This window comes from Paenibacillus sp. FJAT-27812, from assembly GCF_001273905.1.
Classification (GTDB): Bacteria; Bacillota; Bacilli; order Paenibacillales; family Paenibacillaceae; genus Pristimantibacillus.
Map to the genome: position 1 here is coordinate 240,078 of NZ_LIGH01000001.1, position 16,303 is coordinate 256,380.

Sequence of the window (16,303 nt, forward strand, 5' to 3'; positions counted from 1 at the left end):
TCTCTCACCCAGACCCTTACCGATTCGGGATTCAGATCATGCTTTCTCGCTGTATGACTAAAGTTGCCCCCTTGCAGGGCCTCCTCAACTACCTTCATTTTGTACGCTTCACTTTGTCTTTTTCTCCTCATTATCCCTCACCTCATCCATATACATAGTGTACTATGGATTCCAATTCGGACTCCAATGGAATTAGGGGGCTAAAGAGTTTCCAGCCAATATTCGTTGAATTTGCATGAGAAATTCCATCTAAATTCTAAAATTGATGATTTCTGATGCAATTAGCTGGAGCATTTCCTGCTAATTGCAAATTAGCAAGAAAAGCTACCGCTAATTGTGAAGCATGTAGAAAGGTTCACTCTCCTACCTCTAGGAAGTCCCCCTCCCCTTTCCCCTTCAAGACATAAAAAAAACCGCTCGCCATAAGCGACCGGCTCCCACGCTATGTCTATTCAAACAACCTAACTGCCTTGCCCTTTACTTCCTCAAGTATTTGCTTGCGGGCGGCGTCATCGATTTGGGGCACGCTGCCGAAGAAAAGATGGCCGACCGGCTGAATGCCGCAAAATTCGTAAATTCCCGTATCCGAAGTCAAGGTCAAACCTTCGTACATACCGGTTTTGCTGTACATTTCCGCGGGAGCACCATGCGTATTGATTATGAGCCCCTTTTTGCCTGCCAGCAGCTTCTTAATATTGCCGTCCTCCCCGTACGCATAGGCGAAGCCGTACGCAAACACACGATCGATATAACCTTTAATCAGGGCGGGCAAGCCCGTCCACCAAATCGGATAGACCATCGTGAAGGCATCAGCCCATTTCACATGCTCTTGCTCCGTCTTGATGTCCGCTGGCGTATCGCCCTCGCGTATCGCTTCAAAATCGCTCGCCTTAAGCACAGGCTCAAATCCCATCGCGTACAAATCTCTGACGACAACCTCATGTCCTTTTTCCTTTAAAGATCCGATGAACGCATCAACGATCGCATTGTTGAAGCTATCCGGATTAGGATGGCAATAGATGATTAAGTGCTTCATGATCAGGCTGCACCTCCGCAGTTATAGAAATCAGTCTGCACTAGTGTTGCCTAATGACCCCCAATTATGTAAGTCCGACCTGCTGCTCGCTCCATGCCCATAATCTAGCTGCAAGCTCAGCATTGCTGCCCTTGCTCGCCGTCTGTACGATCTTGCTGTCGATATAATATTGTCCGGTTTGGTCAGCCGCCTCGTCGCTTGAAGCCAAATAAATAGCAGTCCTCGCCCCTTCAAGCGGCGTACGAAAAAATGGCCGAAGCAGCTTATGCACCGTTTTGCCGAAGCCTGTCTTCCGATCCACGCCGATATTGGTTGCCACCGCGCCCGGATGGACGCTGTTAACCGTTACTCTCGTGCCCGCTAGCCTAGTTGCCAGCTCCTTCGTGAACAAAATATTAGCCAGCTTGGACTGCGCGTAGCCTTTAACAACATTGTAGCCCTTCGTAAGATTTGGGTCGTCAAAATGGATCCTTCCTGCCTTATGCGCGCCGGAGGATAGATTGACAATTCGTCCTTGCGGGGCAGCCTTAATAAGTTCCAGCAGTTCGTTTGTCAGCAAAAAATGGCCCAAATGGTTAATGCCGATTTGCGACTCGAATCCGTCCGACGTCAGCTCCCGCTTCAAAGAGACGACGCCCGCATTGTTAATCAGCACATCAAGCCGATCATACTTTTGCTTAAAAGCCGCGGTGAAGCTGCGAATACTCGCTAGCGAGCCCAAATCACAGGTCATAAGCGCCAGCTCCTTGCTGCCGCTCTGCTTACGTGCCTGCTCTAGTGCGAGCTCACCGCGCTCCCTGCTGCGGCAAACCATCACCACATGCGCGCCTTGCTTCGCAAGCTCCACCGTAGTCGCAAGCCCCATGCCGGAATTAGCGCCGGTTACCATTACGATTTTACCCGTCATATCTCCCATCTTAGCCACCTCCGCATATTTGTTACTTACAGCTTATCATGTACCTGAAACGTATGCCGCACAAATTCAATAAACGATCTGACATGCGGTGAAAGCTGATCCTCATTGCGGTACGCTAGACAAATATGCCTGCTGTTTACATATTGGGGCAGGTCGCGCATAACCAGCTCGCCGGCGTCGATCTCTCGAATGACGCTCCGTCGAGGCAAAATGCCGACTCCCATGTTGCATTTAAGCGCCTCTTTGATCGTCTCGATCGCGCCAAGCTCCATGACGCTTCCCCATTGCAATCCGGCACCGCGCGCCCACTCGTCGGAAAGCGTTCGTGAGGTTGATCCTACCTCATGCAGCAAAAAGGTTTGTTGCCTCAGCTGCTCCACTTCTATCTGTGACAGTCCGGCTAATGGATGCTCCGGCGCCAGCAGCAGCTTCAGCTCATCGGCAATGAGCGGCTGCACGATAAGTCCCTCCTGCGGCGATTCGCCTAGCGAAACGATGCCTATATCAATCTCGTAGCTTCTAAGCATCGCAAGCACGGAAGCCGCCTGCTTCACGGTCAGCATCAGGCTCACGCTCGGGTACAGCTTGCGATACGCGGCAAAATGCGGAGGCATGACATAGGTTGCCGGCGTGTAGCTTGCTCCAAGCCTAAGGCGTCCCTCGCCCTGCTCGCGACGCTCCAGCATGGCGAGCCTAGCCTCCTCCATCAGAAAAACAATACGTTTCGCATAAGGCAGCAGCTCCACCGCCGCGTCGCTAGGCTGCAGGCTCCGCGAGTGCTTGCGAAACAGCTCCACGCCCAGCTCCTCCTCCAGCCTTTTGAGATGAAAGCTGATCGTCGGCTGCTTAAGCCCCAGCTTGTCCGCGGCTTCCGCGAGCGTCCGCCCGCCGCAAACCTCCATAAATACATGCAGCTGCTGCACGTTCATCCCGATCATCCTCCCTCGCTTTTTGCCTATTAATATAGATTATATCTATATGTATATCAATATCTATCGATTACATTTAATAATATCTCGACAATATGTTAACAATCATCTGACAAACCATTGCTAAAGTTAGGAGGTAAGCAAAACAGATAGTGGAGGGAAATCGAAACGATGAAAACGAATGGGAAACGCTGGCTTGGAACTATTTTGCTGGCCGGGTTGATGACAATGACCGCTGCTTGCGGCAGCGGAAATGCAGGCAACACGAATAACCATACAGCTGCAAACGCCGGAAATACAGAAACGGCGGCTCCTACTGAGGAAGCGCAAGCGACAGAGCAAGCAACGACGAAGGATGAAGGAACGCTTACCGTTTACTTAAATGATTTTGACAGCATTATTGCCCCTATGTTCGAGGAAGCGACTGGGTACAAGCTTGAGGTTGTAGCAGGCAACGGCGCAGAAATTATGTCCCGCGTTGAAGCAGAGAAAGGCAATCCGCACTGGGATATCATCTGGCTTGATGCCATGCCTTCCATTTATGGATTAGGCGCAAGCGGTCAGCTGCTTGAAGACTGGGCTCCGGGTAACCTCGCTAATCTAACCGATTTTGCCAAATCTTTTGTGCCTGAGAAAAAATGGTATGTACCGACTGGCGCGCATGCTGCGGGCGTTATCGTATACAACAAGGAAAAAGTGAAAGCCGAGGATGCTCCAAAAACATGGGAGGAATTCTCCGATGCGAAATACAAAAACTTGATCGGCATGGCTGATCCGGCGATTGCGGCTCCTGCTTATCCGTTTGTTTCTTGGTTCTTTAACGAAAAAACAATTGAAGGCGGACAGACGTTCTTTGGCTCGCTGATGAGCAACGGCCTTCGCGTCTATCCAAAAAATCCGAATGTCGTCAAAGCGCTAGCCGCTGGCGAAATCTCCATAGCTGCGCTGCAAGAGAGCAATGCATACGCCATGAAAAACGACAACGAGCCGATTGAGATCATTTGGCCTGCTGAAGGCGCGCCTGCTTCGGTCCGGGTAGCAGCAATTCAGAAAAACACGAAAAATCCGAATGCGGCAAAAGCGTTCATCGAATTTTTGCTCGATCCAAAAACACAGCAAGCGCTAATCGACAAAGGCGACGAAAGCTATTTCCAGCCTTCCGTGAACGGCGTAAATGCTAAGCAAGATCGCGCAGCCGATGCGAAGCTCGTTGCAGCCGACGCTTCCTGGGCATCTGAGAATGAAGCAGCCATTAAGCAATGGTTCGCCGACCAATCCGTTAAGTAAGCGATGCAAACCTTTATGAAGGATCGACTGGGATGGTTCGTCAGCATCATCCTGTTCATACTCGTCTTATATCCCTTGGCGGCAGTCATTATTCAAGTACTGCTGCCCGGGGTTTTCTTCGGCAATTGGCAACTTGGAGATCTTGCGCTGCTGCTCGAAATATTCAAGCGTCCCCTATGGCAAAAATCACTCGAAAATTCCGTCGTGCTTGGACTCGGTACAACGGTGCTCGCTACGCTGCTTGGCGGCGTACTGGCAACGATCCGTGCAAAATGGTCATTTCCGACGGCAAAGCTGTTAGACGCTTCGGTTTGGCTGCTTATTATTACGCCTTCCTTTATTCTAGCGCAGGGCTGGGTGCTGTTTGCCGCCGGCGGCGGCATTGCCGTCAACCTGCTTGGCTGGCACTGGGTCACAAGCGCTGTTTTCCAGCCTGCCGGACTTATTTTTATTATGACCTTAAGCAAGTTTCCGTTTGCTTATTTGAGCGTTCATGCGGCAATGGAGTGGAAGGTTGATCAGCTGTCCCACGCCGCTCGTCTATCCGGCGCATCGGCCTTTACTGTATGGCGGACAATCGAGGCACCGCTGCTTATGCCTGCGGTCTGGGCTGGCGCGGCGCTTGTTTTTATGGACACCATCGGCGATTTTGGCCTTCCCGCATCGATTGCTGCCGTTTATCGTTTTCCAACGCTGCCCTACTCTATTTATTCGGCTATCTATACCTCGCCAATTCGGTTCGATATGGCAGGCGTCCTTTCGTTTTATCTCGTTTTGCTGATTGGCATTGCGATGTTTGTCCAATTTTATGCAATGCGCCGCTCTCGCTTTGACTTCTTATCGGCGCGTGCAGAGCGCTCCGTACCGAAACCGGCAGGCAAGCTTGCCGTGCTTCTTGCGACAATGAATTTGTTATTTCTTGCCGTAATCATCGGCATTCCGATAGGCGCGAACGTACTCATGTCCATATTCAAAACCCAATCAGGCGGCTTGAAGCTAAGCAATCTCACCTTCGAGCATTACCGCGTTTTATTTCATAGCTCAAGCACGCTGCTGAAGGGGTTGTCCCATTCCTTAATGATCGCCGGCATCGCTGCCCTGCTAGGTTTGTTATTCGGGCTGTGCGTCGCCTATGTGCTAACCTATTCGCAGTTCAAGTTCAAACGTACGATTGAGGTATTCTCGATCGTTACGCTTGCCGTACCCGGCGTCGTGCTTGGCATTGGCTATATTTTTGTCTGGAATCAAAAATGGCTCGAATCCATCGGCCTGCTCCTTTACGGCACGCCTTGGATTCTTGTGCTTGCCGCCATTGCCGGCGCCATTCCTGTCATTACAAGGCTGATGGTAGGCGCGATGGCAAAGGTGCCTCACAGCTTGCTTACAGCCGCACAGCTGCAAGGCGATACGCTCGCAGGACGGGGCCGCTTCATTCTTGTTCCGCTAATTCGCGGAGCGCTGCTCTCTGCAGGCCTTGCGGCATTTGGCTCCAGCGTCTTTGATCTCGCGGTCAATTCGATCCTGTTCCCGCCAAACTTCCTTACGCTGCCCGTTACGATCAACAAAGCGTTCGAGGATTTGGATTTTGGATATGCGTCAGCGGCTACCGTACTTGGATCAGCCATCGTTATACTTATCATTTTGGCGATTGAGCTATTGCTCCGCCGCAAGGAGGTCAAAGCATGACATCGACTGCCATGAAGCAAAACCATCAAAACCATCATCCCTCTGACGAGATTAAGCTTAAAGCTTCGATTGCTGCAAAACCGCTGCTCTCAGCGCATGGCCTGACCAAAAGCTATGGCGCGTTCCAAGCGCTCAAAGGAATCTCCTTCGACATGCGCGAAGGCGAGATTATTAGCGTGCTTGGTCCGTCTGGCTGCGGCAAATCGACGCTGCTCCAGCTTGTTGCCGGCTTGTCGAAGCCTGACAGCGGCCAGCTCATGATAGGCGATGAGGTTATCGCCTCGTCGTCTGTCATGATGCCCCCCGAGAAACGCGGGGTTAATATGGTGTTTCAAGACTATGCGCTGTGGCCGCATATGAATGTCCTCGACAACATTGCTTATGGGCTGCGCAGAAGCAAGATGGCACGGGCGGACATCCAGCAGCGGGTTCAAGAGCTTCTGACGATGCTTCATCTCGAAGGGCTTGGGCATCGATTGCCGCCTCAGCTCTCCGGCGGCCAGCAGCAGCGGGTTGCCATTGCGAGGGCGCTGGCGACAAGGCCAAAGCTGATGCTGCTCGATGAGCCGCTCTCCAATCTCGATATGCGTCTGCGCGTAGAAATGCGCACGGAGATGGCGTATTTATTCCGCCAATTAGGCATGAGCGTCTTCCATGTTACGCATGATCCGGACGAGGCCTTCGCCATGGCTGATCGGCTGCTCATTTTGCGCAATGGTCAAATCGACCAGATTGGCACGCCGCAGCAATGCTTTACGCGTCCTGCGAGCCGCTGGGCAGCGTCCTTGCTTGGGGCGATTAACGGCTTGCGCGGCGAAGTCGTAAACGGGAGCAGTGGAAGCGCTGTTCGAATCGGCTCTACGCTTATTCACGGCTTGCTTGCGCCGGAGCAGCATAATTTGCCTAACCATTCGCAAGCGATCCTCATGTTTCGCCCCGAGGAGGTCGAGGTGCTGGAGCGCCATGGCGAAGCAGATCCGGCAGCCGCACTTGCCTTAGCCATACCGCAGGAGCAAGCTGACAATGCGCTTCAGCTGCATGTGCTTCACTGTACCTTCGAGGGCAACCGCTGGCGGGCAGTCGCACAAACGAGCTGCGGTCAAAAGCTGTATTTGGTGCTCGCCATTCCATTAGAGGCTGGCGAATATGTAACGATTAAGCTTGCCGCACGTTCTGCTTTCATTTACCCGAATGAGGAAGAAAGGTAGTCGATTCTTTTGCACAACCCAGCGAAAACAAACTCGCGGCTGCTAGCTGTCGCAGACATTCACGGCTATAAGGAAGAACTGTTGGATTTGCTTCAAAAAGCAAGCTATAACCCGCTTCAAGACCAGCTTATCCTGCTTGGCGACTATATCGATGCCGATAATCCCGACACTTGGGGCACGCTCGATACGGTTCGCCGGCTTGTTGCCGAAGGCGCGGCTGCCTTGCTCGGAAATCAAGAGCTCCGCCTGCTCGCTTCAACAAAGTCTAGCAAAACGCTTAACGCAAGCACGAAGGCATGGCTGCGCAAGCTTTCTTTATATTTCATTCAAGGCCCCTATCTATTCGTTCATGCAGGCATTCGTCCAGGCGTACCGCTGCATAAGCAAAATTCGGCGGATCTTACAGAAATTCGCGACGAATTTATTTATACTCCGTTATCCGAGCAGGACGAGGCACGTCCTTACACCATTATTTTTGGCCATACGCCGACCTTTAAGCTGGATGCCCCAGGAACTATTTGGCAAGGAGAGCGCCGGCTTGCCATCGATACTGGAGCCAAGCATGGTTACCGCTTAACGCTTCTTGATGTCAGCGGCAAGCTTAGCTATTCATGCTCCACCTCGCCCGGAAGCCGCGGCGGCGATTTTAGAATCGAACCGCTCGCCTCCTCCCTATAAATAAAGCGCAGCCCGTATTTTCACATACGAGGCTTGCGCTTTTTTTTCATCAAACAGCTGGGCATCCGCACAAACAAAACGAAGCATGCCTGCATAGGTATAGACAGGAGCATAGTTAATTCACGCTTGGAGGAATGGTTATGTACTCGTCTTTCCATACACATAGATTCGAGCCCGATCGGTTTTCTAAAGACAACGTATTGCTGGATATGAAGCAAGGTGATGTAAACGGCGACGGCATACCTGACCATGTCTATTTATTCGGAAATAAACCTGACGGGCCGTCCGGCATTTTCGCTGACCAAATCACGCTTGTCATTCAAGACGGCTACACCCAGCATCGGACAGTCGTACCTTTGCAGAACAATGCAGGCTACAATGCGGCATTGTTTTTAGGCGATTTTGACCAGAACAAAATACCCGATATTTTAGTGAGCATCGACACAGGAGGAAGCGGCGGATACGGCATCTTCTATGTCTACTCTTTTGCCCATAACACGCTGCGCCTGCTGTTTGATTCAGAGAGCTATAACCAGCAATACAAGTTCCGTGTCCAATACGAGGACATGTATAAAGTAACCGTATCAAGCCCTCAGCTCGATCTTTTGTTTACGATTGACATAAGCGGCAAAGGCTACTCCTATTTATCTGCTTACTACAACGATGACGGGAAGCTAAAGAAGCCTATGCAAGGCGAAGTGCTTGCTCTGGCAGCCCTAAATCCTATCGCGACTGCCGGAAACCGGGCGTCCTTTGATCTGCTTGCCCTGCAGCGAATCATCGGCACCACGAATGCAGATACATTGGGTTATGTCGAAAATCTTCTTACATGGGACGGCAGCACATTCATCTCCTCTCGATTGACCGTTGCCATTCTTGGTACTCACCTCATTTCTCATTTTTAGCTGCCTCCTTCACGATTTCACAAGCAAATTTTTATGATGATTAGCCCAATCCTAGTCACTTGCTCCCGCATAATATGCTTTAGCCTACAACATAAGGAGTGATATTGCATGTCATTTATGCCCCCTCCAGGTCCGCCGGGATCGTTTGGACCTTTCGGGCCAATGGGTCCCGGTCCGGGATCGTTTGGACCTTTCGGGCCAATGGGTCCCGGTCCGGGACCGTTTGGACCACAAGGGCCCCAAGGACCCCAAGGTCCGCAAGGAGGACCGCAAGGAGTTATGGGACCGACAGCACCGCCCCCTCAATTCACGCCGCAGCAGTCCGCTGCTGTGCCGTTTGCCGTTGACCCAGGCGCCATTTCCCGTTGTCTCTTCCGCAACACCTATGTCTGGCTCAATAACGGGCAAGGCTTTTGGTTCTTCCCTGTTTTTGTAGGACGAAATTCTGTTGCTGGATTTCGCTGGTTCGGTAGAACTTGGGGGTATACAGGCATCGATCTGAGACAAATCAGCTCGTTTACCTGCTTCTAAATATGCAAAAAGGCTTCCCCTCTATAACCGAGGAGGAAGCCTTCTTCATTCATGCAGTTGCTAAGCCGCCGCGCCGCGCAGCATGCTCTTCATATAGCTGCTGCATGCAACGAGGAAATACAACGTCTGCATGGCAATATAAATGCCGATAACGACAAAGGAATAGAACCAATTGGAAGAACCCATCATGTTATCTAGTGCCTTCATGGCGAACAAAGCGTGACAGATGCCGACGATCACTGGCACGAAGAACACAATGCCTACCTGCGTTACCACGATTTTGCGAATCTCGCCCTTCGTCATGCCGATTCGGTTCAGCGCTTTGAATTGTGCTTGATCCTCCTGCAGCTCGGTAAACAGCTTGAAGTAAATCATGCTGCCGGATGCGATAAAGAACAACAAGCTGATGAACATCCCGATAAATAAGGTAAGCGAGACCGTCTCTTTCATTTCAACCATATTGGATGCGCGCCTAAAGTCGATTTGCCCTTGAAGCTCTTCAGGCACGAGCTTTTTCAGCTTCTCAGCAGTTGCTGAACTATTTTCCCAATCACTAAGCTCAAAACCATACATCACGAATAACTTATCCTCTGGAACGCTAGATCGCAGCTCTACAAACGAGAAGTCATCCATGACAAACGTAAAGTAATTGCTTTCCAGCCAGTTCATTACTTTCGTATTTATCCGATCGCTAATTTCATATTTCACTTCTTTGCCGTTAATGCTGCCTTTTACAAGGCCAGCCGAGTTTGACGCATTGCCTAACGGGTGCGCAAGCGTCAATTTGCCGTTCACAGGATGAATGCTGGGTTGACCGGTCAAACTGGCAAGCTTATTGTAGTCGGTTGCCGAAATAATTAAAGCGTCCGAGTCCTTTTCGTTCGGCTCGTCATCTCCCCATCCAATCGCAAAGCGATTGATGAGTACGCCTGCTACCTTTGCTTCCTTAACAATTTGGAAGCCGTCTTCCGCGACAACACGCTTAAGCTCCGCCGGGTCGATTACCTCATGCGTGTTTAAGCCATTTTCACTATAAGCCAGCGAGAACGGCGAGTTCTCAAGCATGCCCTGCTTGCTGCCTATTTGCATAATATAAACAGTGCCCAAGGCGGTCATAATGACGGCACTCAGAATCGACACGGTAAACAAGATTCGCGCATTGTCTTTAATCTTATAGCCAAGCTGTGCGAATACGATCATATTCGTGCGCTTGTAGTAGACGGAGGAGCGTTTTTGAATAAACCTCAGCAGCAATACGCTAAGCTGTGTAAAGAGGAAATACGTTCCGATTACGACCGTAATTAGTATGGGCAATGCTAGCAAAATGAATGTCCCGCTCGTCATAAACAACGCCATTCCATAAGCAGACCCAAGGCAAATGACGGCAACGGTGACAAGCCATGGAGAGAAGACGAGCTGTCCCTTTGGTTTGCGTGCTGCCTTAAGCAAATCTACAATTTCCGTACGCCCGATTCGAAGCGCTGTCCAGATCGAAATAAGCATGAACAGGACGAAAAACCCACCAGCCGTCATGACTATCGCTTTGACAGGTGCCGCGAACGGAATCGTTTCATTCAATTTTAAAAGCACCGTCAGCGCCATGAAGAACAGCTTGCTGAACAGCATGCCAAGGCCAATGCCTACGGCGATAGCGAGGACAGCGATCGCTGCGTTCTCATAGACAACAAGCTTGCGCAGCTGCGCCCTTGTCATCCCAAATAAAGAGAACAAACCAAATTCCTGCTGCCTTGTCTTCAGAAAGGCTGAATTGGAGTAAAGCACGAACAAAAACGAGAAAATAACGATAATGTACTCGCAGAACTCCATGCCTTTCCTAATTTTCGAAGCCGCCATAATTTGACCGTTAATGACCTCGGGATGGTATAGAAAAGCCGCATAAATATAAAAGATCATGACAGAAAATACGCTGCTCAGAAAAAATGCGCTGTATGATCGCCAGTTGCCCCGGATGTTGCTAAGCGCGAGCGAACGGAACGTCATCGAAATTACCTCCCAGCACGCTGAGAGCGTCTAATATTTGTTGGAAGAACGCCTGGCGGTTTGAACCGCGGCGAATTTCCGAGAAAAACTTTCCGTCCTTGATGAACACAATACGCTCGCAATAGCTCGCTGAGAACGGATCATGGGTAACCATCAGCACAGTCGCCTTAAACCGCTCGTTCATATCCTTTAGCGAGTCCATAACATCCTTCGCTGACTTCGAATCCAAATTTCCCGTCAGCTCATCTGCCAGCACGAGCGAGGGCTGATGAATGATCGCCCGCGCAATCGCGGCGCGCTGCTTCTGTCCGCCGGACACCTCATAGGTGCGCTTCTCCAAAATCGGCTTAATTTGCAGCAGCTCGGCTAGCGGATTTAGCTTCTGCTCAATTTGCTTGGGCGCCATGCCCTCCAGCACGAGCGGCAAAATAATATTTTCCTTAATCGACAGCGTATCCAGCAGGTTAAAATCTTGAAAGACGAAACCAAGCTCCCTGCGGCGGAATAACGCCAGCTTCTTGTCCGTCAGCTTGCTAGGATTGACGCCGTTAATTTCGATTTGGCCGGATGTCGGGCGATCGATCGTAGACAACAAATTCAGCAGCGTCGTCTTACCGCTCCCCGAAGGGCCCATTACGCCTACAAATTCTCCCGCTTCCACCTTCAGCTCAATATCCTCTAACGCTTTGTAGGCCACGTTCCCTTTGCTGCTATATATTTTGCCAAGCCCTTGTGCTTGTAGTACACTCATTGCTTTGTTCCTCCCCGAATCGGTCTGTATTTGTGCTTCACTAGCATTAGTATAGACGAGCGGAAGAGGTTGAACCCATCGATTTCCCTTTCAATTGCCTGCGGCAAACCTTACAAAGTTGTCACTTAACTTTCCCTTCTATCGCTTTCTCCTGCCAATATGTGAATGCCGCGCGGCTCGAACGTTATCGTTATCGTCGTGCTTTCCCCGAGCACCGAGGATATCGCCATAACATGTCCTAGCCGGTTGCATACCTGCTTCGCCAGATATAACCCCATTCCCGTTGACTCCCCCGTGGCACGGCCGTTCTCTCCTGTAAAGAAAGGCTCGAATACGCGCGGAAGATCATGCGGCGCTATGCCGATCCCTTCATCGGTCACCGTCAGCTTGCCGCCTCCGTTACGATGGGACTCTAACTGAAACATCAGCTTTTTGGCCCCAGGCTTGCCCTTGCTGTATTTTATCGCGTTGCTTACAAACTGATTTAATACGAATGTCATCCATTTCTCGTCCGTCTCCACGAAGGCTTCCCCATCGATGCGCGGAAAAATCGAGTGGCGGATGCACAGCTTCTTATGCGCGTTGATTACGGAGCGCACAAGCTCTTGCAGCGCAATTTGCTTCACGTGAAGGTCGATCTCGAACTTGTCCAGACGGGCCGTATACAGCATCATCTCCAGCCCCCGCGTCATACGATCCGTCTCCTCCTGCACGCTGAGCGCAAGCTGCTTATGCTCGGGCTGCAAGGCTTCGCTCTGCTGCAGCGCTTCTTGAGCCAGCAAGTCGATTACCGATACGGGAGTTTTCATATGATGCACCCATTGAAGCACAAAATGATTATGCAGCTCCTGCTGCCGGCGATACTTGCCTAGCTCGTTCAAATAGGCGCGGTTCTGCTCCTCCAGCATCTTGGCGACAAGCTTCTGCTCCATCGTTACGGTAGCTTGCACGATCGTTGTTGCCTGCAGCTCTTCGGAGCGCTTGATGGCGTCTAACAATTGCTTGAAATAAGTGCGCTGGCGCAAATAATCGACCGCTAGCCATATGCCGAGAAAAAATAAAGCAAGAACGACAAAGTAATAGATCGTTCCCAGCTCAATAAACCCGGAATAACGCTCACGCTCGAGCAGCAGCATGCTGATCGATAATGCAATAATCAACAAAGCCACAATAATAAACAATAGCCGGTCTCGCAAAAATAACGCCAACGATAACCCTCTCATCGCGGCGTTTCCTCATTCGTATTCGCTATGGTCAGCTTGTAGCCTTGCCCGCGCACCGTTTCGATTGCTTTCGGCAGGCCAAGCTCCTCAAGCTTCTTGCGCAGCCTCGTTACATTAACTGTAAGCGTGTTATCGTCAACGAATTGCACGTCATCCCACAGCGCCTCAAGCAGCTGCTCGCGAGAGGCAACCTCGCCCGGCCGCTTCATTAAGCACTCGGCCAGCAGCTGTTCGTTTTTGGTCAGCTCCACGCGCTGCTCTTTCCATTCTAGCTCATTCCGGTTTAAAAAAAGGCGCAAGCCGAGCGCCGCAAGCTCGCCATGCTTTCCCGCTTCGGCTGCCGCTTGCTGCGCGCTCGCATACTCGCCGTATGACCGCCTAAGCACGCTTTTCACCTTCGCCATCAGCAAATCCAAATGAATCGGCTTCGTTATGTAATCGTCGCCGCCGTTCTCGATCGCCATGACCTGATCCATTTCACCCGCGCGCGCGGATATAAAAATAATCGGCATGCTTGAGCGGGCGCGAATTTGGCGGCACCAATAGTAGCCGTCAAAATACGGCAAATTAATGTCCAGCAGCACCAAATGCGGCTCAAACGCCTCAAGCTCCGGCATAATCTCCCGGAACTGCGTAACGGACGCTGCCTCGAAGCCGTATTTCTCCATATTATTTTTCAAGATTGAAGCAATCTTGTCGTCATCCTCCACGATAAAAATACGATACATAAGTGCCTCCTTTGCTACTAAAGCCTGATCAGCCTGACGTCTGCTCCTTCGGCACGACAAGCCGTACTACCGTACCGCGGCCTGGCTCCGAGACAAGCTCCAGAAACCCGCCTATGCTGCGCGCTCTCTCCTCCATGCTGAACAAGCCTACACCGCGCCCTATCCGGTCCGGGCTGAAGCCTTGGCCGCGATCCGTTACGCGCACCTCTACCTCTTCCGGGCGCTCCTCCAGCATGATCTCCGCCTCCGCGACATCAGCATATTTGGCAATATTCGTCAGCGCCTCTTGTATGACGCGGTAGATTGCCGTTTCCTTCATAATGCCCAATCGGCTCTTTAAATGGTTCTCCAGCTTCAGCCGAATGCCAAAATGCTGGGAATAGTTGTCCACATAGGTTCTTATCGCCGGCACAACGCCAAGATCATCAAGCACGGAGGGCCGCAGCTCCCATGCAAGTCCGCGAATATCTTCCATCATGCCCGAAACATCGCCGCGAAGCGCCGTCAGCTCAGCGATTTCGTCATGCTCGCCAATTAGCCGGTCCAGCCGAATAAGCAGGGAGAACAAGCCTTGCCCGATACCGTCATGAAGCTCTCTCGATATTCGTTTCCGCTCATCCTCCTGTATTTCAATAACCTTAACCATCATCTCCTTCAGCTTCTGCTCCGCCTGCTTTCTTTGCGTCACTTCACTGCGGATAGCAAGATACTGATAAGGTTTGCCCTCCTCATCCAGAAAAGGGACAATCGTCGTGTTTACCCAGTAAAAGCTGCCATCCTTCGCGCGGTTTTTTATTTCTCCCCGCCATACTTCGCCAGCCGAAATAACCTTCCATAGCTGGCGGAAAAAGTCGCTGCCATGATAACCCGAGTTAATAATCCGGTGATCCTTGCCGATCAGCTCTTCCCGGCCATATTTCGATATTTCGCAAAACTTATCATTTACGTACTCAATTTTTCCCTTTTGATCGGTAACGGCCACAATCGAGGATTCATCCAACGCAAACTTCACGTCAGCAAGCTGCTTAAGCGACTGATTCACCTGGGACAGCATCGATTTATCATCGATCTGGCCTTCTAAGACGGACAGAAGATACTCCACATCCGAACCGATAATTTGCCGGAATTTATCGCCGCTATGCTTAATCAAAATGAAGCAGTCCCTTCTTTAGCGCAAACTTGATGAGCTCCGGCCGCGTTCTCAGCCCGAGCTTATCCATCAGATGGCTTTTATGCGTTTCCACCGTCTTAACGCTTATGATCAGGTTTTCTGCGATTTCCTTATTCGAATAACCTTTGGCGATCCAGCCTAATATCTCCTTCTCGCGCTCCGACAGCGTTTCGTAGGGGCCGCTGTCTTCTCCGCCCTGTTTCAGCTTCATGAGGTATTCACTCATCAGACGCTTGGTTGCGGTAGGATACAGATAAGCATTTCCTTGCGCTACCGATTGAATAGCCGATAACAGCTCGTCATGGGGCGCATTCTTTAAAATATAACCTGAAGCTCCGATATGGATCGCCCGGAACAAATATTCATCATCGTCATGCATCGTTAAAATGAGGACCGCCGTATCCGGGAGCAGCTTCTTCAGCTCCGTCGTTGCGGTCATCCCGTCTTTGCCATGCGGCATGCTAAGGTCCATCAAGACAACATCCGGGTGCAGCTCCTGCGCCATCCGAATCGCTTCATCGCCTTCCGAGGCTTCGCCAACGACCTCAATGTCGTGCTTGCCGTGCAGCAGCATCGCAAGGCCGGTCCTGACCATCGCATGATCATCGCAAATCAATAGCTTTATCATTTCCTTCTCCTCCGCCAATCCATTTGAAACATTAGGCTGTCATTGCCAACTATTATAACCTATATTTACCTTTCGAGCAGCAGGCTCACTAGTTCATTCGTTAATAAGGAAGCTTGTTCTAATTCATTTGTGTTGTAGGTTCGTGTAGAACGCCTGCCGATCAGCAGCACGCCAAAAATGCCTTTTGGCATGATGAGCGGTAGGCTTGCCGCCACTTGCAGCTGCTCCGCCAACAGTATGGGCTCACCCAGCTTGAACCGCTCCGAGTCGGTCATGGCTTCCCTCGTGCTCGCCAGCCTGCCGGAGCGAATCGCACTGCCTGACAAGCCTGCAGCAAGCTTCTGCTCGACAAGCAGCGTTCGCTTGCTAATACTGCCGGTCGCCATGGACCAGCGCAGCTTGCGTTTGGCCGTATCGATTAAACCTAGAGCAGCAAAATCGCTGCCTGTATCTATTTTTAGCCGCTCGATGCAGGCTGCCATATTTACTTCGCTTGTCTTCATCCTCGTTCCTCCTTTAGGGAATACAAGCAATCATTGAGTTTATTATAAAGCTATGCTCCAGCTTTGTATGTCAGGGAATTCCCTGAATTATGCTAAGAAATGCCGCCCGCTTTCATCCAGTG

Annotated in this window: 17 protein-coding genes; 6 read left to right on the plus strand and 11 right to left on the minus strand. The window is 51.0% G+C overall.

Annotated elements, in window-relative coordinates:
- From ADU23_RS34150 to ADU23_RS01065, 4 genes are all read right to left on the minus strand, one after another.
- The coding region (locus tag ADU23_RS34150) for a helix-turn-helix domain-containing protein (RefSeq protein ID WP_157266059.1) at positions 1 to 131 on the minus strand (131 nt) is incomplete at its 3' end.
- 317 nt (positions 132 to 448) lie between these two features.
- Positions 449 to 1,036 carry an NAD(P)H-dependent oxidoreductase gene (locus ADU23_RS01055; RefSeq protein ID WP_053372044.1) on the minus strand — a complete coding sequence of 196 codons (588 nt, stop codon included), beginning with the start codon at positions 1,034 to 1,036 and terminating at the stop codon, positions 449 to 451.
- Positions 1,037 to 1,100: 64 nt separating this feature from the next.
- Positions 1,101 to 1,943 carry an SDR family oxidoreductase gene (locus ADU23_RS01060; RefSeq protein ID WP_053377405.1) on the minus strand — a complete coding sequence of 281 codons (843 nt, stop codon included), beginning with the start codon at positions 1,941 to 1,943 and terminating at the stop codon, positions 1,101 to 1,103.
- 35 nt (positions 1,944 to 1,978) lie between these two features.
- Complete coding sequence (locus ADU23_RS01065; protein ID WP_053372045.1) at positions 1,979 to 2,881, minus strand: LysR family transcriptional regulator; 903 nt, start codon at positions 2,879 to 2,881, stop codon at positions 1,979 to 1,981.
- Positions 2,882 to 3,052: 171 nt separating this feature from the next.
- Between ADU23_RS01065 and ADU23_RS01070 the strand changes: the two genes are divergently transcribed.
- From ADU23_RS01070 to ADU23_RS01095, 6 genes are all read left to right on the plus strand, one after another.
- On the plus strand, positions 3,053 to 4,168 hold the full coding sequence (locus tag ADU23_RS01070; protein ID WP_053372046.1) for an extracellular solute-binding protein: 1,116 nt from the start codon (positions 3,053 to 3,055) through the stop codon (positions 4,166 to 4,168).
- Positions 4,169 to 4,183: 15 nt separating this feature from the next.
- Complete coding sequence (locus ADU23_RS01075; RefSeq protein WP_082310953.1) at positions 4,184 to 5,854, plus strand: ABC transporter permease; 1,671 nt, start codon at positions 4,184 to 4,186, stop codon at positions 5,852 to 5,854.
- Positions 5,851 to 7,062, plus strand: a complete 1,212-nt coding sequence (locus tag ADU23_RS01080) for an ABC transporter ATP-binding protein (RefSeq protein ID WP_231637283.1) — start codon at positions 5,851 to 5,853, stop codon at positions 7,060 to 7,062. The genes ADU23_RS01075 and ADU23_RS01080 overlap by 4 nt, the downstream gene beginning before the upstream one ends.
- Before the next feature lie 9 nt (positions 7,063 to 7,071).
- Positions 7,072 to 7,740: a metallophosphoesterase gene (locus ADU23_RS01085; protein WP_053372048.1), complete on the plus strand. Its 669-nt coding sequence runs from the start codon at positions 7,072 to 7,074 to the stop codon at positions 7,738 to 7,740.
- 140 nt (positions 7,741 to 7,880) lie between these two features.
- On the plus strand, positions 7,881 to 8,645 hold the full coding sequence (locus ADU23_RS01090; RefSeq protein ID WP_053372049.1) for a hypothetical protein: 765 nt from the start codon (positions 7,881 to 7,883) through the stop codon (positions 8,643 to 8,645).
- Positions 8,646 to 8,753: 108 nt separating this feature from the next.
- Positions 8,754 to 9,176: a hypothetical protein gene (locus ADU23_RS01095; protein ID WP_053372050.1), complete on the plus strand. Its 423-nt coding sequence runs from the start codon at positions 8,754 to 8,756 to the stop codon at positions 9,174 to 9,176.
- Between the two features lie 60 nt (positions 9,177 to 9,236).
- Here the strand turns inward: ADU23_RS01095 and ADU23_RS01100 are convergent, their stop codons facing one another.
- The 7 genes from ADU23_RS01100 to ADU23_RS01130 form a co-directional block, all read right to left on the minus strand.
- Positions 9,237 to 11,177, minus strand: coding sequence for an ABC transporter permease (locus ADU23_RS01100; RefSeq protein ID WP_053372051.1), 1,941 nt, complete (start codon positions 11,175 to 11,177; stop codon positions 9,237 to 9,239).
- Positions 11,152 to 11,928, minus strand: a complete 777-nt coding sequence (locus ADU23_RS01105; protein ID WP_053372052.1) for an ABC transporter ATP-binding protein — start codon at positions 11,926 to 11,928, stop codon at positions 11,152 to 11,154. Before ADU23_RS01105 ends, ADU23_RS01100 begins: the two co-directional genes overlap by 26 nt.
- Before the next feature lie 125 nt (positions 11,929 to 12,053).
- Positions 12,054 to 13,136, minus strand: a complete 1,083-nt coding sequence (locus ADU23_RS01110; protein ID WP_231637284.1) for a sensor histidine kinase — start codon at positions 13,134 to 13,136, stop codon at positions 12,054 to 12,056.
- 11 nt (positions 13,137 to 13,147) lie between these two features.
- Positions 13,148 to 13,879: a response regulator transcription factor gene (locus tag ADU23_RS01115; protein WP_053372054.1), complete on the minus strand. Its 732-nt coding sequence runs from the start codon at positions 13,877 to 13,879 to the stop codon at positions 13,148 to 13,150.
- A 28-nt stretch (positions 13,880 to 13,907) separates the two neighbouring features.
- Entirely contained in the window at positions 13,908 to 14,933 is a 1,026-nt protein-coding gene (locus tag ADU23_RS01120) for a PAS domain-containing sensor histidine kinase (RefSeq protein WP_082198528.1), read from the minus strand.
- 88 nt (positions 14,934 to 15,021) lie between these two features.
- Positions 15,022 to 15,678, minus strand: a complete 657-nt coding sequence (locus ADU23_RS01125; protein WP_053372055.1) for a response regulator transcription factor — start codon at positions 15,676 to 15,678, stop codon at positions 15,022 to 15,024.
- 65 nt (positions 15,679 to 15,743) lie between these two features.
- Positions 15,744 to 16,181, minus strand: coding sequence for a GAF domain-containing protein (locus ADU23_RS01130; protein WP_053372056.1), 438 nt, complete (start codon positions 16,179 to 16,181; stop codon positions 15,744 to 15,746).
- Positions 16,182 to 16,303 lie beyond the last annotated feature (122 nt).

Excerpts from the sequence above, each read along its gene's own strand:
- ADU23_RS01070 (WP_053372046.1), top strand. The coding sequence starts at position 3,053 with ATGAAAACGAATGGGAAACGCTGGCTTGGAACTATTTTGCTGGCCGGG.
- ADU23_RS01100 (WP_053372051.1), bottom strand. The coding sequence starts at position 11,177 with ATGACGTTCCGTTCGCTCGCGCTTAGCAACATCCGGGGCAACTGGCGA.
- ADU23_RS01105 (WP_053372052.1), bottom strand. The coding sequence starts at position 11,928 with ATGAGTGTACTACAAGCACAAGGGCTTGGCAAAATATATAGCAGCAAA.
- ADU23_RS01075 (WP_082310953.1), top strand. The coding sequence starts at position 4,184 with ATGAAGGATCGACTGGGATGGTTCGTCAGCATCATCCTGTTCATACTC.
- ADU23_RS01125 (WP_053372055.1), bottom strand. The coding sequence starts at position 15,678 with ATGATAAAGCTATTGATTTGCGATGATCATGCGATGGTCAGGACCGGC.
- ADU23_RS01115 (WP_053372054.1), bottom strand. The coding sequence starts at position 13,879 with ATGTATCGTATTTTTATCGTGGAGGATGACGACAAGATTGCTTCAATC.
- ADU23_RS01080 (WP_231637283.1), top strand. The coding sequence starts at position 5,851 with ATGACATCGACTGCCATGAAGCAAAACCATCAAAACCATCATCCCTCT.
- ADU23_RS01130 (WP_053372056.1), bottom strand. The coding sequence starts at position 16,181 with ATGAAGACAAGCGAAGTAAATATGGCAGCCTGCATCGAGCGGCTAAAA.
- ADU23_RS01055 (WP_053372044.1), bottom strand. The coding sequence starts at position 1,036 with ATGAAGCACTTAATCATCTATTGCCATCCTAATCCGGATAGCTTCAAC.
- ADU23_RS01065 (WP_053372045.1), bottom strand. The coding sequence starts at position 2,881 with ATGAACGTGCAGCAGCTGCATGTATTTATGGAGGTTTGCGGCGGGCGG.
- ADU23_RS01120 (WP_082198528.1), bottom strand. The coding sequence starts at position 14,933 with ATGCTGTCCCAGGTGAATCAGTCGCTTAAGCAGCTTGCTGACGTGAAG.
- ADU23_RS01090 (WP_053372049.1), top strand. The coding sequence starts at position 7,881 with ATGTACTCGTCTTTCCATACACATAGATTCGAGCCCGATCGGTTTTCT.
- ADU23_RS01060 (WP_053377405.1), bottom strand. The coding sequence starts at position 1,943 with ATGACGGGTAAAATCGTAATGGTAACCGGCGCTAATTCCGGCATGGGG.
- ADU23_RS01095 (WP_053372050.1), top strand. The coding sequence starts at position 8,754 with ATGTCATTTATGCCCCCTCCAGGTCCGCCGGGATCGTTTGGACCTTTC.